At 59.5% G+C, this 18,651-nt stretch carries 25 protein-coding genes and 1 pseudogene; 15 read left to right on the top strand and 11 right to left on the bottom strand.

What is annotated here, in order from left to right; translation table 11 throughout:
• Nucleotides 1–954, bottom strand: a complete 954-nt coding sequence (locus NW851_RS03510) for an asparaginase (RefSeq protein WP_414332471.1) — start codon at nucleotides 952–954, stop codon at nucleotides 1–3.
• Nucleotides 955–1,096: 142 nt separating this feature from the next.
• On the opposite strand from NW851_RS03510, the gene NW851_RS03505 reads away from it, so the two are divergent.
• From NW851_RS03505 to NW851_RS03490, 4 genes are all read left to right on the top strand, one after another.
• The gene (locus tag NW851_RS03505; protein ID WP_414332469.1) at nucleotides 1,097–1,861 is read left to right on the top strand and encodes a sirohydrochlorin chelatase; all 765 of its coding nucleotides are present in this window, start codon (nucleotides 1,097–1,099) and stop codon (nucleotides 1,859–1,861) included.
• Nucleotides 1,862–1,928: 67 nt separating this feature from the next.
• A complete protein-coding gene (cobA, locus tag NW851_RS03500) occupies nucleotides 1,929–2,687 on the top strand; it encodes a uroporphyrinogen-III C-methyltransferase (RefSeq protein ID WP_414337069.1) in 759 nt (252 codons plus the stop codon).
• On the top strand, nucleotides 2,684–3,472 hold the full coding sequence (locus tag NW851_RS03495) for an ABC transporter permease (protein ID WP_414337067.1): 789 nt from the start codon (nucleotides 2,684–2,686) through the stop codon (nucleotides 3,470–3,472). The genes cobA and NW851_RS03495 overlap by 4 nt, the downstream gene beginning before the upstream one ends.
• Nucleotides 3,473–3,652: 180 nt before the next feature.
• Entirely contained in the window at nucleotides 3,653–4,333 is a 681-nt protein-coding gene (locus tag NW851_RS03490; protein ID WP_414332463.1) for a response regulator transcription factor, read from the top strand.
• On the opposite strand, the gene NW851_RS03485 is transcribed toward NW851_RS03490, so the two are convergent.
• On the bottom strand, nucleotides 4,319–4,582 hold the full coding sequence (locus NW851_RS03485) for a ParB N-terminal domain-containing protein (RefSeq protein WP_414337065.1): 264 nt from the start codon (nucleotides 4,580–4,582) through the stop codon (nucleotides 4,319–4,321). The genes NW851_RS03490 and NW851_RS03485 overlap by 15 nt on opposite strands.
• 148 nt (nucleotides 4,583–4,730) lie before the next feature.
• Between NW851_RS03485 and NW851_RS03480 the strand changes: the two genes are divergently transcribed.
• The gene (locus tag NW851_RS03480; RefSeq protein WP_414332459.1) at nucleotides 4,731–5,120 is read left to right on the top strand and encodes a hypothetical protein; all 390 of its coding nucleotides are present in this window, start codon (nucleotides 4,731–4,733) and stop codon (nucleotides 5,118–5,120) included.
• A 153-nt stretch (nucleotides 5,121–5,273) separates the two neighbouring features.
• Complete coding sequence (locus tag NW851_RS03475; RefSeq protein ID WP_414337063.1) at nucleotides 5,274–5,792, top strand: ABA4-like family protein; 519 nt, start codon at nucleotides 5,274–5,276, stop codon at nucleotides 5,790–5,792.
• A gap of 56 nt (nucleotides 5,793–5,848) precedes the next feature.
• On the opposite strand, the gene NW851_RS03470 is transcribed toward NW851_RS03475, so the two are convergent.
• Together NW851_RS03470 and NW851_RS03465 are read right to left on the bottom strand one after the other, a co-directional pair.
• Complete coding sequence (locus tag NW851_RS03470) at nucleotides 5,849–6,355, bottom strand: hypothetical protein (RefSeq protein WP_414336002.1); 507 nt, start codon at nucleotides 6,353–6,355, stop codon at nucleotides 5,849–5,851.
• 63 nt (nucleotides 6,356–6,418) lie between these two features.
• The gene (locus NW851_RS03465) at nucleotides 6,419–7,240 is read right to left on the bottom strand and encodes an ion transporter (protein ID WP_414337061.1); all 822 of its coding nucleotides are present in this window, start codon (nucleotides 7,238–7,240) and stop codon (nucleotides 6,419–6,421) included.
• Between the two features lie 140 nt (nucleotides 7,241–7,380).
• Between NW851_RS03465 and NW851_RS03460 the strand changes: the two genes are divergently transcribed.
• Entirely contained in the window at nucleotides 7,381–7,974 is a 594-nt protein-coding gene (locus tag NW851_RS03460) for a Maf family protein (protein WP_414336004.1), read from the top strand.
• Here the strand turns inward: NW851_RS03460 and gatB are convergent.
• The 4 genes from gatB to NW851_RS03440 form a co-directional block, all read right to left on the bottom strand.
• Nucleotides 7,971–9,443: an Asp-tRNA(Asn)/Glu-tRNA(Gln) amidotransferase subunit GatB gene (gene gatB / locus NW851_RS03455; RefSeq protein ID WP_414337059.1), complete on the bottom strand. Its 1,473-nt coding sequence runs from the start codon at nucleotides 9,441–9,443 to the stop codon at nucleotides 7,971–7,973. The two genes, NW851_RS03460 and gatB, sit on opposite strands and share 4 nt — an antisense overlap.
• A gap of 57 nt (nucleotides 9,444–9,500) precedes the next feature.
• The gene (locus tag NW851_RS03450; protein ID WP_414336007.1) at nucleotides 9,501–9,785 is read right to left on the bottom strand and encodes an acylphosphatase; all 285 of its coding nucleotides are present in this window, start codon (nucleotides 9,783–9,785) and stop codon (nucleotides 9,501–9,503) included.
• On the bottom strand, nucleotides 9,782–9,973 hold the full coding sequence (locus NW851_RS03445) for a hypothetical protein (protein WP_414336008.1): 192 nt from the start codon (nucleotides 9,971–9,973) through the stop codon (nucleotides 9,782–9,784). Before NW851_RS03445 ends, NW851_RS03450 begins: the two co-directional genes overlap by 4 nt.
• Nucleotides 9,974–10,155: 182 nt before the next feature.
• Nucleotides 10,156–11,361: an RNA-guided endonuclease InsQ/TnpB family protein gene (locus NW851_RS03440; RefSeq protein WP_414337119.1), complete on the bottom strand. Its 1,206-nt coding sequence runs from the start codon at nucleotides 11,359–11,361 to the stop codon at nucleotides 10,156–10,158.
• A 278-nt stretch (nucleotides 11,362–11,639) separates the two neighbouring features.
• Between NW851_RS03440 and NW851_RS03435 the strand changes: the two genes are divergently transcribed.
• The 3 genes from NW851_RS03435 (at nucleotide 11,640) to NW851_RS03425 (ending at nucleotide 13,953) form a co-directional block, all read left to right on the top strand.
• Nucleotides 11,640–12,647, top strand: a complete 1,008-nt coding sequence (locus NW851_RS03435) for a COX15/CtaA family protein (RefSeq protein WP_414336147.1) — start codon at nucleotides 11,640–11,642, stop codon at nucleotides 12,645–12,647.
• A 5-nt stretch (nucleotides 12,648–12,652) separates the two neighbouring features.
• Nucleotides 12,653–13,663, top strand: coding sequence for a heme o synthase (locus NW851_RS03430; protein WP_414336149.1), 1,011 nt, complete (start codon nucleotides 12,653–12,655; stop codon nucleotides 13,661–13,663).
• Nucleotides 13,664–13,779: 116 nt separating this feature from the next.
• Nucleotides 13,780–13,953 carry a hypothetical protein gene (locus NW851_RS03425; RefSeq protein ID WP_414337057.1) on the top strand — a complete coding sequence of 58 codons (174 nt, stop codon included), beginning with the start codon at nucleotides 13,780–13,782 and terminating at the stop codon, nucleotides 13,951–13,953.
• On the opposite strand, the pseudogene NW851_RS03420 reads toward NW851_RS03425, so the two are convergent.
• A pseudogene (locus NW851_RS03420) lies at nucleotides 13,926–14,243 on the bottom strand (zinc ribbon domain-containing protein); the annotation flags it as partial. The gene NW851_RS03425 and the pseudogene NW851_RS03420 sit on opposite strands and share 28 nt — an antisense overlap.
• Nucleotides 14,244–14,563: 320 nt before the next feature.
• On the opposite strand from NW851_RS03420, the gene NW851_RS03415 reads away from it, so the two are divergent.
• The 3 genes from NW851_RS03415 to NW851_RS03405 all read left to right on the top strand — a co-directional run bounded on the left by NW851_RS03415 (nucleotide 14,564) and on the right by NW851_RS03405 (nucleotide 16,236).
• A complete protein-coding gene (locus NW851_RS03415; RefSeq protein WP_414334446.1) occupies nucleotides 14,564–14,701 on the top strand; it encodes a hypothetical protein in 138 nt (45 codons plus the stop codon).
• A gap of 86 nt (nucleotides 14,702–14,787) precedes the next feature.
• On the top strand, nucleotides 14,788–15,873 hold the full coding sequence (mutY, locus tag NW851_RS03410) for an A/G-specific adenine glycosylase (protein WP_414334444.1): 1,086 nt from the start codon (nucleotides 14,788–14,790) through the stop codon (nucleotides 15,871–15,873).
• 87 nt (nucleotides 15,874–15,960) lie between these two features.
• Complete coding sequence (locus NW851_RS03405) at nucleotides 15,961–16,236, top strand: hypothetical protein (protein ID WP_414334442.1); 276 nt, start codon at nucleotides 15,961–15,963, stop codon at nucleotides 16,234–16,236.
• Nucleotides 16,237–16,282: 46 nt separating this feature from the next.
• On the opposite strand, the gene NW851_RS03400 is transcribed toward NW851_RS03405, so the two are convergent.
• A complete protein-coding gene (locus tag NW851_RS03400) occupies nucleotides 16,283–16,615 on the bottom strand; it encodes a hypothetical protein (protein WP_414334441.1) in 333 nt (110 codons plus the stop codon).
• A 94-nt stretch (nucleotides 16,616–16,709) separates the two neighbouring features.
• On the opposite strand from NW851_RS03400, the gene rnc reads away from it, so the two are divergent.
• Nucleotides 16,710–17,432 (top strand): ribonuclease III, encoded by a 723-nt coding sequence (gene rnc, locus NW851_RS03395; RefSeq protein WP_414334440.1) that lies wholly within the window; start codon nucleotides 16,710–16,712, stop codon nucleotides 17,430–17,432.
• Nucleotides 17,429–17,656, top strand: coding sequence for a hypothetical protein (locus tag NW851_RS03390; protein WP_414334439.1), 228 nt, complete (start codon nucleotides 17,429–17,431; stop codon nucleotides 17,654–17,656). Before rnc ends, NW851_RS03390 begins: the two co-directional genes overlap by 4 nt.
• Before the next feature lie 60 nt (nucleotides 17,657–17,716).
• On the opposite strand, the gene NW851_RS03385 is transcribed toward NW851_RS03390, so the two are convergent.
• The gene (locus NW851_RS03385; protein ID WP_414337055.1) at nucleotides 17,717–18,610 is read right to left on the bottom strand and encodes a hypothetical protein; all 894 of its coding nucleotides are present in this window, start codon (nucleotides 18,608–18,610) and stop codon (nucleotides 17,717–17,719) included.
• Nucleotides 18,611–18,651: the final 41 nt, after the last annotated feature.

Here is an 18,651-nt window from a genome sequence, read left to right as displayed (position 1 = left end):
TCAGGGCATGCGCAGCTCCCCTTCCACCTCCAGGCGGGTGTAGGGGCCGACGGCGAGGAAGCGCTCCCCTAGCATTTCGGCAGCGGCAGGTTGGATCCAGCCCATGCGCTGCAGCAGATGCAAAGCCAAGGCATATTTGGCCCGCGCGGCCCCATCCTGTACCTTGATGGCCAGGCCCATCCCCTCTCCGACGCGCCCAATGCACTGGATCCCTTCGGCGCCGGACTTGCTGACCAGCTCTCCCTGGGTAGCCCGCATCAATTCTGTATCGAAACATCCCTGTCCGGCCACCATTTCCGGGTGGTGGGTCATGGCGCGGGCGATGGCCTCCAAGTCGGGCCGCTCGCCGGCAGTCAGTTGGGCAAATAGAGAGGCCAAATGGTTCAGTTGCAGTTGGTAGGTAGGCACGCCGCAGTCATCGCGGGCAAACAAAAACTCTTCCGAAGGCATCTGCAATAGATCCGCCAACTTAGCCCGCACCAGGGCCTGAACGGGGTGTTGCCGCTGGGCGTAGTCCGGCAGGGTCCAGTTCTGGGCGCGGCTTGCTAGCAGCATGCCAGCATGCTTGCCGGAGCAGTTGTGGCACAGGGGGCTGGGCTTGCCGGGTGGGGTGGGGCAGACCAGCAGCTCGGGAGACAGGTCGGCGCGCCAGAGCATGCTGAACACCTGCCGCGCATGGGCCGTGGTGCCCTGATGGGATCCGCACATAATGGCGATATCCTTCTCGCTGAGGCGGTAGCGCTCGCGGATGCCGGTGGAGAGCATGGCCAGCGCTTGGAAAGGTTTGAGCGCAGAACGGGCAAAAACAGGGGTGGTGCTGTTGCCGGCCATGGCCAGGGAGCGCCCGCGGCTATCGGCCACGACCGCTTGGCAATGATGGATAGATTCGGTCAACCCTTCCCGCAAAACATGGATCAACAGTTCGGGGGTGGTGGAACGATTCTCAAATGACATGAAATCCTGGGAAAGGGCCGACGAGTCTGAAAAAAGGATGTGTACTTTATCAAATCATACGCGCAGATCCGGCGCGAGACGTTGCCGGAACCTTTCTAAGTAGCAAAATAGAACAGTTGCCTCTGGATCCCTGACTTCTGCCATGTCCTTAGCTCCACTGGTGTTTTTGGTTTGTCACGGCAGCCGGGATCCGGAATACCAACAGGCGGCGGCGGATTTGCTGGCCCGGGTGCGGCAGCGGCTGTCTCCTCAGCCGGTGGAGCTGGCCCAGTTGGAAGGTCAGCCCCTGACCTTGGCAGAGCAGATTCACAGACAATTGGCCTCCTGTCTGGATAGAGTCGATGGGCCGGTGGTGCTGCTGTCGCTGTTTATGGGCGGGGGATCCCATGTGGAGGAGGATTTGCCGGCTGCGGTGGAGCAGGTTCAAGCTCGCTGGCCGCGCCTGCAGTTGCTGCTGACGCCCCCCATCGGCCAGCACCCAGCCCTGATCGATTTGGTGGCGGCTCGCGTGGTTGCGGCGCAGCGGTTGGGGGAACTGACCCACGGCTGGATCCTATTTGGCCATGGCAGCCGCCTGCCGGGATTTGCCGCCCAGCTCCAGGCCGGGATCCAAGCTCTGGAACAGCGCCTGCCCGGAATTCCCATCCACCTGGCTTTTGCCGCCCAGCCCCCGACACTGGAAGCGGCTGTAATCCATTGCCTGCGTCTGAGCCAGTATCGCCTGCGGGTGCTGCCGTTTTTTCTTTTTCCGGGCGGTCTGCTGCGCGCTTTACAAGAACAAGCTCAGCGGCTACAGCGAGAATGGCCCTTGCTGCAGATTACGGTGGAGCCGCCCCTCTGGCGGGATCCCCAGGTGGTACAGGCCATCCAGGAGACCCTGCAGACGGCCTGTCTGACCGGGAAGTAGGGTTGGTTGGTCAAAACTGTCCTGTTCCAGCAGAATAGATATTTCCGACAAGCTATTGGGATTTGAGATGGGCAAAGTGTATCTGGTGGGGGCAGGGCCTGGGGATCCGGGACTGCTGACGGTCAAGGGCAAAGCGCTGCTCGCCCATGCGGACGTGGTCATCTACGATGCCCTGGTGGGATCCCCCATTTTGGATCTGATCCCACCCACAGCAGAACGAATCTACGCCGGCAAACACTGCGGCGCCCATACCCTCCCGCAGGAGCAGATCACGGCCTTGCTGATCGAGAAAGCCCAGACGGCAGCCGTGGTGGTGCGCCTCAAGGGCGGGGATCCCTTCATCTTCGGGCGGGGGGGCGAGGAGATGCTGGCCCTGGTGCAGGCCGGGATCCCGGTGGAAGTGGTGCCGGGAATTACGGCGGGCATGGCCGCCAGCGCCTATGCTGGGATCCCACTCACCCATCGCGACCTCAGCTCCTCGGTTGCCTTCGTAACCGGCCATGAGGCAGTAGGGAAATACCGCCCCCAGGTCAATTGGCGCGCCCTAGCCGAGGCCGTAGAAACCTTGGTGATCTACATGGGTATGCACAACCTCGGCCACATCGCCGCCGAATTGTTGGCCGGCGGCAGAGCTCCCGACACCCCCGTTGCCCTGATCCGCTGGGGCACCACGCCGGAGCAAGAGATTCATCTGCTCCGTTTGGAGACTTTAGCCGGTCAGCCCTCGCCTGTAGCACCGCCCGCCATTGTCGTGGTGGGAGCGGTGGTCAATCTGGCCGGCCTGTTGCCCACTCTATGTCCGCTTGCCCCTTCAGAGCCTCAATGAACGCCTTTTTTCGCAAGCTGAGGGCGCTCTTTGCCGCCTACTACGCCTACATGCTGGAGTACCGGGCGGAGCTGATCCTGTGGGTGTTGGCCGGATCCCTGCCCTTGATCATGATGGGGCTCTGGAGCGAAGCCGCCCGTTCAGGAGATTTCTCGCTCTCTTCCCTGGAGTTCAGCCGCTATTTTCTGGCCGTGTTCCTGGTGCGCCAGTTCAGCATCACCTGGGTGATCTGGGACTTTGAGCGGGAGGTCGTCGAAGGCAAGTTATCGCCGCGTCTGTTGCAGCCTCTGGATCCCGCTTGGCACCACGTCGCCAGCCACCTGATGGAGCGCCTGGCCCGCCTCCCCTTTACCGTGGCTTTGATTGCCCTCTTTTTTCTGCTCTACCCCCGTGCTTTTTGGATCCCGTCTTGGCAACAGGTGGCACTGGGATCCCTGGCCATTCTGTTGGCTTTTGCCCTGCGCTTTCTTATGCAGTACACCCTGGCGCTGCTGGCCTTTTGGGTGGAGCGGATATCGGCTCTGGAGCAGCTTCATTTCTTGGTGTACCTGTTTTTGTCGGGGGTGATCGCCCCTCTGGAGGTGTTTCCACCGGCGGTGCGCCAGGTCTTGGCCTGGACGCCCTTTCCCTACTTGGTGCATTTTCCCGCCGGCCTCTGGGTGGGGATCCCACAAGATATCCCGCGCGGTTTTGCCATGGGCCTGGCCTGGCTGGGGCTGTTTTGGCTGGTCAACCGCTGGCTGTGGCGCAAGGGTTTGCAACGCTACTCCGGGATGGGAGCCTAAACAAACCTATTTCCCAGTCCGCCTGAGCCGGCAGCAAGACTGCTTCTGGAACGACTATTATGGGGCAGGGGTTAGTTGATCGCCAGCATCCTATCTGGACTTAAACTTGCGGCAAGAGGTGAATAGCGCCCTCAGATCATCTCTTTAGTCATTCCTCAACAGCCTCTCCCGCTAGTCATCATGAAGCGCGTATTGGTCGTAGATGACGATCCCCTCTCTTTAAAGGTGCTGAGCCGCCACTTGACTCAGCACGGCTATCGGGTTTGTACGGGCACTTCGGGTGTAGAAGGGCTGCGCCTGTTTGCCCAAGAGCAGCCGGATGTGGTGGTGTCGGATGTGGTGATGCCGGAAATGGATGGCTTCGAGTTTTGCCGGCAACTGCGGCAACAGCGGGGCGGCGAACTCGTCCCCTTTATCTTTCTCTCCTCTCGCAGCGAGTTGGACGACCGCGTTCAGGGCTACGAGTGGGGAGCCGACGACTACATCATCAAGCCCTTCGAGCCGCTGGAGCTGGTGGCCAAGATCGAGGCGCAAATCGAACGATCCCGCCGCACCCAGTTGGAGATTCTGCGCCTGATCCAGCAGCAAACCCAGGCCAAAGCCGAAACTGCCCCCCGTCCCACCTTGGCAGATCTTCCCCTTACCCCTGCTGAGGAGCGGGTGTTCCGGGAAGTGATCCGCGGCCTCACCAACAAGCAAATCGGCGAGAAGCTGTTCATCAGCCCGCGCACTGTGCAAACTCACCTGACCAACATCCTCAGCAAGCTTTCTCTGGAAAATCGCTCGCAACTGGTGCGCTTTGCCTATGAGCGAGGCTACAGCGCCCAAGAGGAGCCGGACTCTCTTTCAGGCCAGGTGTAGCTGCAAAACAGAACGCGGCGCCTTGCGCACCCGACAGGGGATCCGCTCCTTGCCCAAGCGGACAAATGCCTCGTAGCGGTGGCAGCCGGAGAACCCATAGTATTCTCCCTCCACTTCCAAAACTTCGATCGGCTCCTGCAGCCCGATTGCTTCGATGGAAGCCATCAGCGCCCGCACTTTCTCCGGATCCGTCTGCCGCGGCAAGGGGCGACGAATTTTGGCCAGGGGAATCTCGCGAATGTGCGCCATGGTGAATTTTCTCCCTAGGTAAGCTCCTTAATCATACTCATTATGACTTTGCTCTAGCAAGGCTTGCAGAGGGAGTGGATTCTCAGGTCAGAGCATGGCAGGATAGCACCATTCCTCACTGCCCTTTCGCTCAGGAGCCAACTTAGCCATGTGGCAACTCCTCCAAGCTTTCTGGGGAAAGATCGCCGGCCAAGCTCCCCCCGTACCCCCTGGCAAGGCCCCCCAAACCCTCCCTGGCGAGATGCCGCTGCAGCCACCTTCTCCCCGCCCAGCAGAAGCCTCTCAGCCCACGCCGGAACCTTCCACTCCAGCAGTAGCTGGGCAAGGTGGGGAAGCAGCAGTGTTGATCTCTTCTCAGGAGCAATCCCCGGACTCTAATGCAGTGGAATTTCCCCTGGGCACCTCTACGGCCAAAAGCATCGGCAGCTTCTGGGCCATGGCCGATACGGGATCCCGGATTTCCCGCATTGCTTCCGCCACCGACAGTGGCCGTGCGATCAGTGCCATTGCAACTGCCAGACTGCGCCAGCCGGAATAGAAGCTGGGATCCCTCTGGCTTTGGGGAAAGCAGTGTCTGCCCGGCTGTGACCCGTCTGGGCTCAAGGCAAGGTTCAAGAGTGCCCCGCCTTTTTGTCCGCTCCAGAGCCTGGGTTTTCAAAATGGAGCTCAACAACACCATCGTTGCAAACATGTGAAGACATTTTCCAAGCGTCAGGAGTTGCTGGATATGCTGGAGACCCTCTTCAACGCGGCCAATTGGTTTGCTTTGCCTTTTTGGGCTTTGATGATCCTGCTGCCGGGCTGGAAAGTGACCCGTAGGGTGATGGAGTCGCTTTTGCCCATTGCCCTTTTGGCAACAGTTTATCTCTATCTTCTGGTTACCGGATTTAACGCCAATGCTCTCCAGGAGTTTTCCAATCCTCAGCTATCTCTGAACAGCCTGACTTCTCTATTCAGCCAGCCCTCGGTCATGGCGACGGGATGGGTTCACTACATTGTGATGGATCTATTTGTGGGCCGCTGGATCTTCTTGGAAGGCTGGGAAAAGCGAGTTTGGACAACTCACTCTCTGCTTTTGTGCTTGTTTGCTGGGCCGGTGGGTTTGCTCTCCCATCTGCTCACAGTGACCGTGGTGCAAGGGATCCGAAAGGGCCGGCCTGGGGTTGTTGGCTCGGATCAAAGCGCAGAAGTGCCGCAAGAATCCTCTTAACTCTTGCCCAATGCCTCTGAGCACCTGGATCCTATCGGCAGCCTTCCCCAATTGGACTAACGGCGGGTGCGGGATCGAGTCAGCCTTCGGATGGCTTTCGCCGCGCGATAGGTGGCCCAGATCAGGTGAACGAACAGGGCCAGCACCACCATCGCCACTGCCGCCGCCCCAACGTTGCCCAGCCAGCCCCACTCCTCTAGCCCCGTCAGGGCCACCAAGGCCCAAGAGGCAGGGTGCAGCATTCCCCCCAAAAGAAGAATCTGGGAAAACAGGTGCCCGGCTGTGAAGCGGGATCCCAGCGTCACCAGGGCCAGCCCGCCGCCGATGTTGATCAGCCCCATATTGCCCAAAAAGGCGTAGCAGATGTGCCAGGCGTACTTTTGTTTGGGCACCTCTTGCCAGGAAAGGGGCTCGGCAGGGATCCCTGGCAAATCTTGCGGAGCGGGCAGCAGCGGCTGAACCTGGCCGAGGATCCAGCCGAGAGCGATGGCGGCGACCAGCATCGCCACTCCCGCCTTCACATTTAACTTGCCGGGGATGGTTAGCTCAGGGTGGGCCCACATCGCCGATCCTCCGCCCAATCTGTCCTAGCCTATCCTGTCTTTGCCCCCCATTGGCCAACGGCCTCAATCCGTGGGATAGAGCGGCGTGCCACAGCGCTTACAAAACTGGGCATCCTCATCGTGCTGGGAGAGGCCACAGCCTGGGCAGGTCCACTGCACCGAGGTGCTGCTTTTCACCAGTTGCTTGATCAGCTCTCCCACCTGCCAAGGGATCAGGGCAACACCGGTCAAGATCATCAGCACCGTCAACAGCCGGCCCAGCTCAGAGGTGGGGGTGAGATCCCCAAACCCCACCGTGGTCATGGTGACAACAGAAAAGTAGAAAGCATCCAAAAAGGTGGCAAAAGCGCCGGGATTGACCGGATGTTCCACCTGGTAGATGAGGCCAGAGTAGACAAAGACAATCGCAAAGAGAGTAAAAAGGATGCGCAACAAGATGCGGGTGTCAGCGGAGATTACCTGACCAAATAGGGTCTTGCCCTCCACCAGGCGCAGCAGCCGCAAGATGCGGAACCAGCGCAAGAGGCGGATAAAGCGAATATCCGTCAGCCCGGCAAAAAAAGGCAAAATCGCCAGCAAGTCAATCAGCGAATAGAGACTAAAGAGGTAGCGCAGCTTTTGCGGAGCCGCTGCCCAGCGCAGCAGATACTCCACCACAAACAGGCCGAGGATGAGGCGATCCAACCGCTCCAGCCCAAGGCGCACCTGGGGAGAAATGGGGTAGGTCTGTACCACAAAAAAGGCAGACGAACAAAGAACCAACCCCGCCACCAGCCAGTTCACCCAGCGGCTTTCAGGAGTGTCTTGATCCCCCCAATACCGCTGGAGGAGGCCAGCAGGGACAAGCTCGGCTTGAGGGGGGGCCTGGGAGGGTAGGGTGGTCACAAACGGGATCCAGCTGGGAGAGATCGAGAGAGTTTCCTTTCAGCGCCTATTGGGCGTACCTTGACTAGGGTAATGGAAACTGGTAAGTGGAGCGAACTTCGCTCCTGCAAACGTCTAGGCTTGAGTTGAGTATTGAATCGATGTTGCCTCCCATTGTCCTGGCTTCGCAATCTCCTGCCCGCCGCCAATTGTTAGAAGCTGCCCGGATCCCTTTTCGCGTTCAACCCAGCTATTTTGACGAAAGCCAAATCCAAAGCTCGGATCCGGTGGAGCTGGTGCAGAAGCTGGCCTCGGCCAAAGCCGAAGTGGTGGCGGCCCAACAACGGCAGCCCGTCTTGGTTATCGGGGCCGACTCGGTGCTCTACCTAGGTGGCGAGATCCTGGGCAAGCCGGCCAATGCTCTGGAAGCGGAACGGCGCCTGCGGCAAATGCGGGGCGAAGTGGGAGAGCTCTACACGGGCCATGCCTTGATTGATACGAGGCAGAGCCGCCGCCTCGTCCACTATGCGGTCACACGGGTGTTTTTTGCCAAGCCCAGCGACGAAGAGATCCGCGCCTACGTGGCCACCGGCGAGCCGCTCAATTGTGCTGGCTGCTTTGCCATCGACGGTCGGGGCAGCCTGTTCGTGGAGCGGATCGAGGGGTGTCCTGGCAACGTCATTGGGCTCAGTTTGCCCCTGCTGCGGCGCATGATCCAGGAGCTGGGCTATTCCCTCACCGAGGCCTGGAGTTAGCCGTCCAGGTGCTGCCGGAGCAGCTCGTTGGCCAACTTGGGATCCGCCCGCCCCTCGGTTTTTTTCATCAATTGCCCGACAAAGTAGCCGAAGAGCTTGGTTTTGCCCCCCCGATACTGCTCAAGTTGCTCGGGGTTTTCCGCCAGCACCTCGGCGATCATCTGCTCCAAGAGGCTGCCATCGGAGATTTGGGTCAGGCCCTTGGCCTCCACCAGGGCGCGGGCCGAACCGCCTTTTTCCAGCAGCTCCGGCAGGATCTCCTTGGCAATTTTGCTGGAAATGACGCCCTGCTCGATGAGGCCGATTAGCTCGGCCAGGGTTTCCGGCTTCAGGGCGATGTCCGGGTAGTCCAGCTTGTGGGTGTTGAGGTAGCTGGCGATGTCGCTCATCATCCAGTTGGCGGCTGCCTTCGGGTCGGCGCCAGCGGCAACCACGGCCTCAAAGTACTCGGCGGTGTTGCGTTCGTCGCTGAGGTAGCGGGAGTCGTACACCGAAAGTCCGTACACCTCTTGGTAGCGCCGCCGCTTCACGCCGGGCAATTCCGGCAGCTCCGCCTGCCAGCGGGCTTTTTGCGCTTCGGTGACGCGGATGGGCGGCAGATCCGGCTCAGGAAAATAGCGGTAGTCGCTGGATCCCTCTTTCTTGCGCATGCTGATGGTGCGCTGGCTGTTTTCTTCCCAGAGGCGGGTTTCCTGCACGATGGGCTTGCCTGCTTCCACGGCTTTGACTTGGCGGTTGAACTCGTACTCGATGGCCCGCTGGATGGCGTTGAAGGAGTTCATGTTTTTGATTTCCACCTTCGTGCCGAAGGTCTGGCTCCCCAGCGGGCGCACCGAGATGTTGACGTCGCAGCGCAGGGATCCCTCCTGCAGGTTGCCGTCGCACAGCCCGGCGTAGCGCAGGATGCGGCGCAGCTCCTGCACATACTCGGCTGCTTCTTCCCCGGTGCGGATATCCGGCTCGCTGACGATCTCGATGAGGGGAACTCCCGCCCGGTTGAAATCCACCAGGGAATAGCTGGATCCTGAGAGCCGATCGCTGCCAGCGTGCACCAATTTGCCCGCGTCTTCTTCCATGTGCAGACGGGTGATGCCGATGCGCTTGCTGCGGCCATCGCTGAGCTGGATCTCGACCCAGCCCTGGGTGGCAATGGGCAGGTCGTACTGGGAAATTTGGTAGTTTTTGGGCAGGTCGGGGTAGAAGTACTGCTTGCGGTCGAACTTGCTGTAGGGGGCGATGGTGCAATTGAGGGCCAAGCCGGCCTTGACCGCGTATTCCAGCACCTTCTCGTTGAGTACCGGCAGCGTGCCGGGCAGGCCCATGCAGATGGGATCAATTTGGGTGTTGGGGGGAGCGCCAAAGGCCGTCGCGCTGCTGGAGAAGATCTTGGAGCGGGTGCTGAGCTGGCAGTGCACCTCCAACCCAATCACAGCTTCGTATTCCACTTTGGCAGGGGCAGCAACCGTCATAGCTTCGGAAAGAGAATGCTGTTTCCCCATTCTAGTGGGATGTCGCCGGTTTCCCTCTCAAACGGTGGGACGGATCTCGAAGGTGGAGAGGCCCTTGGGCAGCTCGCAACGCTGTTCAACGGCCTCCACCTGCGAGCCGGGGCTGCCTTGCTGGCACCAGCGCAGCATTGCCTCCACCGCCGCCGGGGATCCCTCAAAAACGGCCTCCACGCGCCCATCCCGCAAGTTGCGCACCCAGCCGCCAACACCGGCGTTGCGGGCCATCGCTTCGGTGTAGGCGCGAAACCCCACCCCCTGCACTCGCCCGCGTACCCAAACGTGAACGCGAACCCTGTCGCTCATGTTGATGCCGATCCCTCTGAGGTACTGCCAGGTTCTGGGGCCGAGGTCGGCTCGGCTGGCTGGGCGGCAGCCTTCTCCGCCTGCTGCTCCAGGCGCTGCCAAAGAAAGTTAATGAGGGCAACCAGCGTCAGGATCCCCAACGAGATCCCGCCGGCGTACCCAATGGCTTGCCACAGCACAGAGGACATGAGCTTAACCTCACGAATGCCGGTGCGGAGGAACCCAACCTTTCTGCACCTTAGCAGAGGTCTTGGCCGACCAGGCGACCTATGGGCACGTTTGACAAACCCTCTGGAAAACCGTTCCGGCACAGAGATTTGACGGCAGGGGCAAAAGACTGGGTTGGCCTAATTTCCCAGGGATGCGTAAACTACCCGGCTCCGACCGCTAAGCGGTACGGAGCGGGCTTCTGGTAGCCCTGCAGTTGGCAAGCCAACCACGGGCCTCTAGGCCGGTTTACAGCGGCCCCCAAAAGGGCAATCACGTTGGCACCGTTCAAATCCGCATCCCCTTCCCAGCCACAGGCCGGGTTCACACAACGAAAATGCTTCCCTTCCCGTTGCCCAATCCACAAACACTGATGGCAGGTCTGCGAGCTGTAGGCAGGCGGCACCACCACAACCTGGATTCCTGCTCTGGCGGCCTTGTACTGCACAAACTGCCGCAACTGGTAGAACGCCCAACTGTTTGACCGCCGCCGCTCCGTCTTGCTGGGCGGCTGTTGGTTGGTACGTTCTCTAATTCCAGTCAGGTCTTCCAAGGCAATAAAGCTGTGGGTCGCCTGTGCCCTAGCAACAATGGACTTGGAGATGCGATGGTTCACCCAAGTTTGAAAGCGCCTCTCCCGACCAGACAGCCGTTGCAGCAGCTCCCGACACCTGCGCCGAGTGCTGCGTGTGCCCCTACTGGCTTTGCGTTGCAGAGCCGCTCTCAACCGGGAGTAGTGGTCTCTGACCTGGTTCAACTGCTGTCCATTCCAGTTATCCCCCTCAGAAGTATGGGCAATATCTCTCCTACCCAAGTCCACACCAATCGCCCCGGTGGTGTCTCGTGGCTCCGGTGGGTCGTGCTCCACGCCAATCTGGATGTAGTAAGAACCATCTTTGCGCTTGATGAGCGTGGCCGCTTTGGGATTGGTGCCTGCCAACACGCCCTGCTGGTAGTTGCCCATTGCCAATTCAAAGCGTTCCCGCCCCTCAACGGTGGTCAGCGATACCGTCCAGTCCTTCTCCCGAAAAGAAAAGATGCGGGCATCGTAGGTAACAAAGCCGCCCTTGAACGCTTTGACCGGACGATTCTTTTGCTGGGCAACCTTGCGGGCAGCGGCCAACCTTCTGCATACCTGTTGTGCCAGGTTGCTGGATAGCCCAAAGCGGGTACGAATTGCGCGGTAGCAGAGAGATTGGAGCTTGACTGGGTTGACCACCTTCTCTGGTGTGTTTTGGTTGACCCAGTAAGGCCTACGGCCCGCTGGCGCGAGGAGTGCTTGTGCAAAAGCCGACAAGGTTGCCTCTAGCTTCACGGCTTGCGAAGCAGACACCTTGAGCTTGCAGGAGATAGTCAGGACTTGGGCCATGTCACGATTATCCATCGTCCGCATTCCTCCCGCCCCTGACCCTACGGGTACAGGGCGGGGCTCCTGCAGTTTCTAGCTGAAGCATGTGCGCCTCCAGAAAGAAATTCTTAAAAAGCCTTCGCCAGCCGCAAAACCGCATTTAAGATTCGTGACTAGGGTTGGATGCCGGGTAACTTGCATTCTTGTTGAGACCGAACCGGCCAGGCTTTGTCGGCTCGACCCATCCCTGCCGTACAGCCTGCTTGAACTGTTGGCTTGATCTTCTGCCCTCAACTGCGATGGATTCTTCGATCTCTCAATTCCAGCCTTCTTCCCGGCGGGATCCCGTGCCTTCTGACAGGCTTTCCCTGCGCATGGGGCAAGCTCTGCTGGGGCTGGCAGTGGCCACTTGGCTGTTGATGGGGCTGGGCAGTGCCACCCGAGTCATGAACGCTGGGCTGTCTTGTCCGGATTGGCCCCTTTGCTATGGGGAGCTTGTGCCTGTTCAGCAGATGAACCTACAAGTCTTTTTGGAATGGTTTCACCGCATGGTGGCTTCTGCGATAGGCTTGGCTACCCTGGTTCTGATGGGGTTTGCCTGGCTGAAGCGCCGGGCATTGCCTACTTGGCTGCCCTGGGGCTTGAGCTGGGCTTTTGTTCTGGTCTTGGTGCAAGGGATCCTGGGTGGGCTGACGGTGACGGAGCTGCTGCGCTTTGACATTGTAACGGCCCACTTGGGCACGGGCCTGCTGTTCTTTGCCACGCTGCTCACCCTGGGATTGCTGGCCTTGACAAGATCCGGTTCTGAGGGCTCTGTCCTGCGGGGGCAGCCAGGTGAAGGGCCATTTTCTATCGGCTACCTGCCTTGGCTGGGCTTGGGGGCGGTGCTGCTGATCTATGTTCAGAGCCTTCTTGGCGCCCTGGTGGCTTCTCAATGGGCTTTGCACCAGTGCTTTGCTGCTGGCGAGCTGTGCGGGGTGATGAACAGCCACTTGCTGGGCGTGGCTCCGGCTACCCTTGGGGTGTTGGCAGTGGCGGTGGCCACCGGGCTAAGGCGCAAGCGGATCCCGCGGCTCCTCAAGTTCTTGGGTCACGGGTCTGTCGGCCTGCTGTTGGCCCAGGTGGGGATCGGCATCTTGACCTATCGCTACCGGCTGCAGGTGGAGCCGCTGACGGTGGCCCATCAGATGATCGGTGCAGCTTTGCTGGCCTGTTTGCTGAGCTTTACGGTTCTGGCCTGGCAAATGCGAACTCAGCGGGAAGAAGCCCGGTGGATGGCCATGACCGCAGAAATGACCGGTGAGTGATTTCCATGCAGGATGTTTTCCAAGACCGTTACCGAGCCGCACCGACACGGATCCCTTCCCAAGTCTGCCATCACCGAACGGTATCCCAGGTTTTGCGCAGCTATAGCCAGTTGGTGAAGCCGAAGATCATCGCCCTCTTGCTGATGACCACGGCCGGCGCGATGTGGATGGCGGGTAACAGCGATCCCCTGAAGTTTGGCGTCACCCTCGTGGGGGGCGGGATGGCAGCGGCAGCGGCCAACGTCATCAACATGGTGTATGACGCCGATATCGATCGCATGATGGAGCGAACTCGCCATCGCCCTTTGCCTTCCGGTCGCATTCAGGCGAGACATGCTCTCCTGTTTGCCGGGATCCTAGCCGTGACTTCCTTTGGTTTGCTGGCCTATTTCACCAACCTGCTGGCCGCCGGTTTGGCCATGTTGGGGATCCTGGTGTACGTGGGAGTCTACACCCACTGGCTAAAGCGTTCCAGCACCCAGAACATCGTCATCGGGGGAGCGGCAGGAGCGATCCCGCCCTTGGTGGGCTGGGCGGCGGCCACGGGCGAGCTGAGCTGGGCTGCTTGGGTGATGTTTGTCATCATCTTTTTGTGGACCCCGCCCCACTTTTGGGCTTTGGCCATTCTGAAGCGGGAAGACTACGCCCGCGCCGGCGTGCCGATGCTGCCGGTGGTGGCCGGAGAAAGGTTGACTGCCGCCCAGATTCTCCTCTACGCGCTGCTGATACTTCCGGTCAGCTTGTTGCTGGTTTACCCCTTGCGGGTGCTGGGATCCTTTTACTTGAGTGTGGCGGCGCTGCTGGGATCCCTCTTGGTTTGGAAGGCGGTGCAGTTGCTGCAGGATCCCCACAATCGGGAGCGGGCGGCCTCCCTTTTCACCTTCGCCAACCTCTATTTGCTGCTGCTGTGTGGGGCTATGGGTCTGGACAGGTGGGCGCCGACCCACACCCTCTGGCATCAAGCCCTCGCCTCGCTGCAGGGGATCTACACCACGTTGCTGGCGCTGACTGGCTAGCTTGTAAGGCTGGATCCCTGGGTTGACAACTCACGTTGGCCAGCCAGTTCTTCCGGATTACAGCCCGCTCTGATCCAAAGTTACGATCGGTTAGCCACCGCTAGACGGATCCGGCTATGACGAATGAAGAGATCGAGACGCGGTTTGTCCAGTTGGCCGAAGCTGTAACCAGAGTGGCCGACACAGTTGCCAAGGTTACCGATGCCCAGCTTGCCTTGCAAACCCTCTCAGGGCGTCTTGCCGAAGTTGTCTTGGAAGTAAACTACCCGGCTCCGACCGCTAAGCGGTAGGGAGCGGGCTTAAGCGCTACGCGCCGCTGACGCGAATGGTAGCCCTGCAGTTGGCAAGCCAACCACAGGCCCCTGGGCCGGTTTACAGCGACCCCCAAAAGGGCAATCACGTTGGCACCGTTCAAATCCGCATCCCCTTCCCAGCCACAGGCCGGGTTCACACAACGAAAATGCTTCTCTTCCTGTTGCCCAAGCCACAAACACCGGTGGCAGGTCTGCGAGCTGTAGGCAGGCGGCACCACCACAATCTGGATCCCTGCTCTTGCTGCCTTGTAGTGCACAAACTGCCGCGGACTCGCATTCCTCCCAACGCAAGGACTCCGTCCCGCTTCGCGACCGGCTGCGCCAGAGCGCGGGGCTCCTGCGGTTTCTAGCTGAGGTGGAGGCTTTCTTCCGAGGCAGGGATCGCCCGCTCAAGGCTGTGTGAGGTGGGTCGGGAAGGGGAAAAAGGCGGGGGATTCTTGAAGTTTGCTCCCGATTTGAAATAACCCTGATTTTGCGAGCCGATCGGATCCCAGACAGATTGGCTATTCTGGAGATAGAGCTGGCAGACCCGGATCCCGATCGACATCCATAACAACCCGAACGCCAAAGCTGGTGGGAGGCGCAGATGGCTGACTACAATCGCGGCATCATGAAGTTCAAGGGGGCAGACAGCCCAATTGTTGTTTTGATCTCGGCAGGAATTGTGGCCGGGGTGGTCTCGGCCTTGATCTGGTGGGCTCTGCACTTTGCTTACGTGGCTTGAGATCTCAGCTTATTCCGCAAGCCAAGGGCAGTCTTTCCTGCACTGTCAGCCTTCCAGACGAGGTAGAAGGTTGGGATGAGGCTGTCGTGCAGCGCTTGCGGCAGTCTCTGCAGCACTGGTACCGCGACCACGGGCGGGATCTGCCTTGGCGTCGCAGTCGGGATCCCTATGCCATTTGGGTTGCGGAGGTGATGTTGCAGCAGACCCAGGTGGCGACGGTCATCCCCTACTTTCAGCGCTGGATGCAGGCCTTGCCCAAGATCCCGGACTTGGCGGCAGCCCCCCAGCAGCAGGTGTTGAAGCTATGGGAGGGCCTGGGCTATTACCGCCGGGCGCTGAACTTGCACAAAGCCGCCCAAATGTTGGTGCAGGAAGGCAACGGCGAGTTTCCCAGGGATCTGGAGCAGGTGCTGGCGCTGCCGGGGATCGGGCGCACCACGGCTGGCGGCATTCTCAGCGCTGCCTTCGATCAGCCTTTGCCGATTTTGGATGGCAACGTCAAGCGGGTGTTGGCTCGCTTGCTGGCTTTGCAGCAGCCTCCGGCCCGGTGTCTGCCTCTGTTGTGGCAGCTTTCTGAGCAATTGTTGGATCCCGTGCAGCCGCGGACTTTTAACCAGGCCCTGATGGATTTGGGAGCGACTGTCTGTCGTCCCCGAAAGCCTCGCTGCGGCCAATGCCCTTGGCAAGGAGATTGCGCCGCCTACAATCGAGGTCAACACCAGCAATTGCCTATGTCTGCACCCCGTACCCCTCGTCCTCACAAGCAAATTGCCGTTGCCATTGTTCTGCGGGGAACAGAAATCCTCATCGATCGACGGCTGGAAAGCTCCATGCTCAGCGGGCTGTGGGAGTTTCCCGGAGGAAAAATTGAGCCGGGAGAAACGGCTGCCGAGTGTGTAGTCCGAGAAGTGAAAGAAGAAATCGGTATCGATATCGAGGTGGTGGCGCCCTTAGCCACCATCGAACATGCCTACACCCATTTCACCATTACTTTGATCGCTTTTATCTGTCGCTACTTAGGCGGAGAAGCCCAAGCTCTGCAATGCAGCGAGGTGCGCTGGGTCAGCCCGGCGGATCTGTCGGCATTTCCCTTCCCGGGGGCCAATCAAAAGTTGTTTCCTCACTTGTACGCTTGGTTGGCCGAGCGGGGCAACTCATGGGAACACACCTAATCCGCCAAATGGCTTAGACCCTTCTGGAACCCCTGCCCCAAGACATTCGATAGGATGGTAGGTGTCCCGCTGCGGTGAGCTACGGATATGCTGGTTACTCTGGAAAAAGCTGGGGAAATTCTGGCCAAGGGATCCCATACCGCTATCCCGACCACAGATGGCAAGATCGCGCTGGTGCCCAAGGGAAAAGAAAACCTCAAACTAACGGCCAACGAAGCCATCAACCTCATGTTTTATGTCGTCCGCTCTGCTGAGCCCGCAGAGACGGTGATGGCCCAACTGGAGGAGGCAGTCTCCAAAGCCAAAGCCCCTGATCCCTTCGAAGAACGGGCCAGAAAATATCGAGAAATTCGTGGCACTTGAAGGGGCAGATCCCTCTGCCAGCTTGAGAGGTACCCCCCAAAGAAGGTTAGAAGCAGGAAGAGCTGAGGGCAACCAACTTTCCATCGCTGGTCCACCCCAGCAGCATCGGTTCCTGCGGTTGAATAGCCTGGCCAGTGAGAGCACAGCATTGGGCTTGATGGGCTGTGGCCGGGAAGCTGGCCCGAATATCCTCAGGGCTAAGGGTGGCAGCTCCCTGAGAATGACGCAGGACATAACTCCAAAGAATTTCCCGTATTAGAGCCTGGTAGCCCTGATTTCCGGCCAGCGCCTTCAGTCGCTGCTTCAGCTCACGCTCTAGCCGAATGCTGGTTACCTCCATCTGGGTCGTGGCAGTGGGAGAATTGGCACGGATGGGCATGTAGGGATCCTCCCTCGCAAGGTCTATACTACTTTTGTAGTATAGCCAGCTTTCTGCCTGAGCAGAATGACCCCGGTCAAAAGGGTTGTGGGCCATGGTTGAGTTGATCCCGTCCCGTCGCCGTGCCTTGGAGCACCTACTGGCTCGTCTTGGATTTAGGGATCCTGCTGTGTTGGCACAACTGCGCTGGGATCTGCTGGATCAGGCTCTGATCCACCCTTCTCTGGACAGCCGGCGGAACAACGATCGGCTGGAGTTATTGGGGGATTCTGTCCTGCGGATTCTGGCCACAGAATTCTTGTTTCAGTCCTATCCCCACTTGTCGGTGGGAGAGCTAACCGCAATTCGCTCCGACTTGATCAGCGATGCTCACCTGGCGGAACTGGCAGACCTGCACGGCCTAGATCGTTACCTGGAGGTGGGATCCAGCTCCCAAAACGACCTGGTCGGACGGGGTCGGCGGCTGGCGGATGCCTTCGAGGCTTTGCTGGGGGCTTTTTATCTCAGTTGGGGTATTTACACACTGCCCAGGCTGCATCCCTGGCTGGATCCCTATTTGCGCCGGCGAGTGGAGCAATGGTTTCAAGACCCCACTCGACGCAACCCCAAAGCAGCCTTACAAGAACTCACCCAACGCCTTTGGGGCAGTCTGCCGGAGTATCGCCTGGTGGTCGCCCAGGAGCATCCGCCTCAGTTCACCATGGAAGTCTGGGGGCAAGGACGGTGCTGGGGCCGCGGTGAAGGTCGCTCAAAAAAAGCTGCAGAAATGGCTGCCGCTGCCCAGGCCTACGGGCGCTTGCAGTCGGAGGAGACATGAGAGGCAATCACCCCTACGAGCTGGCCAGTTGGTTGTTTTTGCTGGGGAGCAGCCTGTTTGCGCTGGGCGAGGTGATAAACCTGGGCAGTGACCCATCTCTGTGGGATCCAGCAGCTCCAACCCTTCTCAACCCAAAGGTTGTCCAAGCCCTGCTTGGGATAGGCGCCAGTCTCCTGTTCGTCGTAGGCAGTGCTCTGTTTGTCCTCGATGCTCGTCGCCGTTGAAAGTGAGCAATCAAACAAGAGGCTTGGCTTGCTAGTGAGGACTTCGGCCAGCTACAGGAGCTACCGCAACAGTTCCATCCGCACTGCTTCTACATATTCCAGCAACTCTGGGGATCCCGTGCCTGCAGCCTGCCACAGTGTCAAAGCACGGCCCAGATCGGCAGCGGCACCGGCCCTATCCTTTCCCTGATAGGCGCGCGCCATGCCGCGGTGGTAGTAGCCCTCGGCTTGCTGCGGCTGCACCTCGATAGCTCGGCTGAAATCCTGAACGGCCAAGTTGAAGTCGCAAATGCTGGCCCACATCAGGCCGCGATGGACATAGGCATCGAAAAGATCGGCAGGGCTTTGGTTTTGCTCGGCCAGTTCAATAGCCAGGTGCGACACATCAAACGCCGATTCCAGATGTCCTTGTTCCGCCCAGATGCGAGAGCGCAACAAGTGGAGTTGGGGGTTGCGATAGGCAATGCGATCCAGGGGGGACAACGTTGCCAAAGCCTGCTCCAGCTCCCCAAAATACTCGTGTTGAATCCTGGCCTTGAGCAAGTAAGCTTCAGACAAATAGGGATCCAAAGCAATGGCAATGTCCAGATCCCGCAGCGCCAAGCTCAGCAGGTGGTCAACAGCAGTCGCCTGGTCTGGCTCGGCCAAGGCCAAGGGAGCGCCCTGCAACCGATCCCAGAAGTACCGAGCCCGCTGCAGATAGAGCTGCGCGTTCCCCGGCTCCTGTTCAATCGATTGGGTTAGCCACGCCAGCTCATGGCGAACATCCACCTGGGCAGAGAATAGAGAGAGAGATGACGGCAGAGAGAGCTCCCCAGCTTCCAGAGACACTTCAGTGGCAGAACCCCACTCTTGACGAGACGAGACCAACCAGCCACATTCGCCGCCCAAACACAGCCAAGACAGCAAACCCAGAAGCGCCGATCCGGAGAACAAAAGACTGGGCCTCAGCATGGATCCCACCCCACGAACTAGCTTGAAGTAAAGAGTTGCCT

The organism is Synechococcus sp. H55.7, assembly GCF_047462395.1.
Lineage (GTDB): Bacteria > Cyanobacteriota > Cyanobacteriia > Thermostichales > Thermostichaceae > Thermostichus.
Note: the sequence above shows the minus strand (reverse complement) of the source record. Positions and strands in the feature narration are given on the sequence as shown.

Excerpts from the sequence above, each read along its gene's own strand:
- NW851_RS03415 (WP_414334446.1), top strand. The coding sequence starts at position 14,564 with ATGGCTGACTACAATCGCGGCATCATGAAGTTCAAGGGGGCAGACAGC.
- NW851_RS03495 (WP_414337067.1), top strand. The coding sequence starts at position 2,684 with ATGAACGCCTTTTTTCGCAAGCTGAGGGCGCTCTTTGCCGCCTACTAC.
- NW851_RS03390 (WP_414334439.1), top strand. The coding sequence starts at position 17,429 with ATGAGAGGCAATCACCCCTACGAGCTGGCCAGTTGGTTGTTTTTGCTG.
- NW851_RS03450 (WP_414336007.1), bottom strand. The coding sequence starts at position 9,785 with ATGAGCGACAGGGTTCGCGTTCACGTTTGGGTACGCGGGCGAGTGCAG.
- NW851_RS03470 (WP_414336002.1), bottom strand. The coding sequence starts at position 6,355 with ATGTGGGCCCACCCTGAGCTAACCATCCCCGGCAAGTTAAATGTGAAG.
- NW851_RS03480 (WP_414332459.1), top strand. The coding sequence starts at position 4,731 with ATGTGGCAACTCCTCCAAGCTTTCTGGGGAAAGATCGCCGGCCAAGCT.
- NW851_RS03385 (WP_414337055.1), bottom strand. The coding sequence starts at position 18,610 with ATGCTGAGGCCCAGTCTTTTGTTCTCCGGATCGGCGCTTCTGGGTTTG.
- NW851_RS03440 (WP_414337119.1), bottom strand. The coding sequence starts at position 11,361 with ATGGCCCAAGTCCTGACTATCTCCTGCAAGCTCAAGGTGTCTGCTTCG.
- NW851_RS03435 (WP_414336147.1), top strand. The coding sequence starts at position 11,640 with ATGGATTCTTCGATCTCTCAATTCCAGCCTTCTTCCCGGCGGGATCCC.
- NW851_RS03425 (WP_414337057.1), top strand. The coding sequence starts at position 13,780 with ATGACGAATGAAGAGATCGAGACGCGGTTTGTCCAGTTGGCCGAAGCT.
- cobA (WP_414337069.1), top strand. The coding sequence starts at position 1,929 with ATGGGCAAAGTGTATCTGGTGGGGGCAGGGCCTGGGGATCCGGGACTG.
- NW851_RS03445 (WP_414336008.1), bottom strand. The coding sequence starts at position 9,973 with ATGTCCTCTGTGCTGTGGCAAGCCATTGGGTACGCCGGCGGGATCTCG.
- NW851_RS03430 (WP_414336149.1), top strand. The coding sequence starts at position 12,653 with ATGCAGGATGTTTTCCAAGACCGTTACCGAGCCGCACCGACACGGATC.
- NW851_RS03405 (WP_414334442.1), top strand. The coding sequence starts at position 15,961 with ATGCTGGTTACTCTGGAAAAAGCTGGGGAAATTCTGGCCAAGGGATCC.
- NW851_RS03400 (WP_414334441.1), bottom strand. The coding sequence starts at position 16,615 with ATGCCCATCCGTGCCAATTCTCCCACTGCCACGACCCAGATGGAGGTA.
- rnc (WP_414334440.1), top strand. The coding sequence starts at position 16,710 with ATGGTTGAGTTGATCCCGTCCCGTCGCCGTGCCTTGGAGCACCTACTG.
- NW851_RS03490 (WP_414332463.1), top strand. The coding sequence starts at position 3,653 with ATGAAGCGCGTATTGGTCGTAGATGACGATCCCCTCTCTTTAAAGGTG.
- NW851_RS03505 (WP_414332469.1), top strand. The coding sequence starts at position 1,097 with ATGTCCTTAGCTCCACTGGTGTTTTTGGTTTGTCACGGCAGCCGGGAT.
- gatB (WP_414337059.1), bottom strand. The coding sequence starts at position 9,443 with ATGACGGTTGCTGCCCCTGCCAAAGTGGAATACGAAGCTGTGATTGGG.
- NW851_RS03485 (WP_414337065.1), bottom strand. The coding sequence starts at position 4,582 with ATGGCGCACATTCGCGAGATTCCCCTGGCCAAAATTCGTCGCCCCTTG.
- NW851_RS03510 (WP_414332471.1), bottom strand. The coding sequence starts at position 954 with ATGTCATTTGAGAATCGTTCCACCACCCCCGAACTGTTGATCCATGTT.
- NW851_RS03460 (WP_414336004.1), top strand. The coding sequence starts at position 7,381 with ATGTTGCCTCCCATTGTCCTGGCTTCGCAATCTCCTGCCCGCCGCCAA.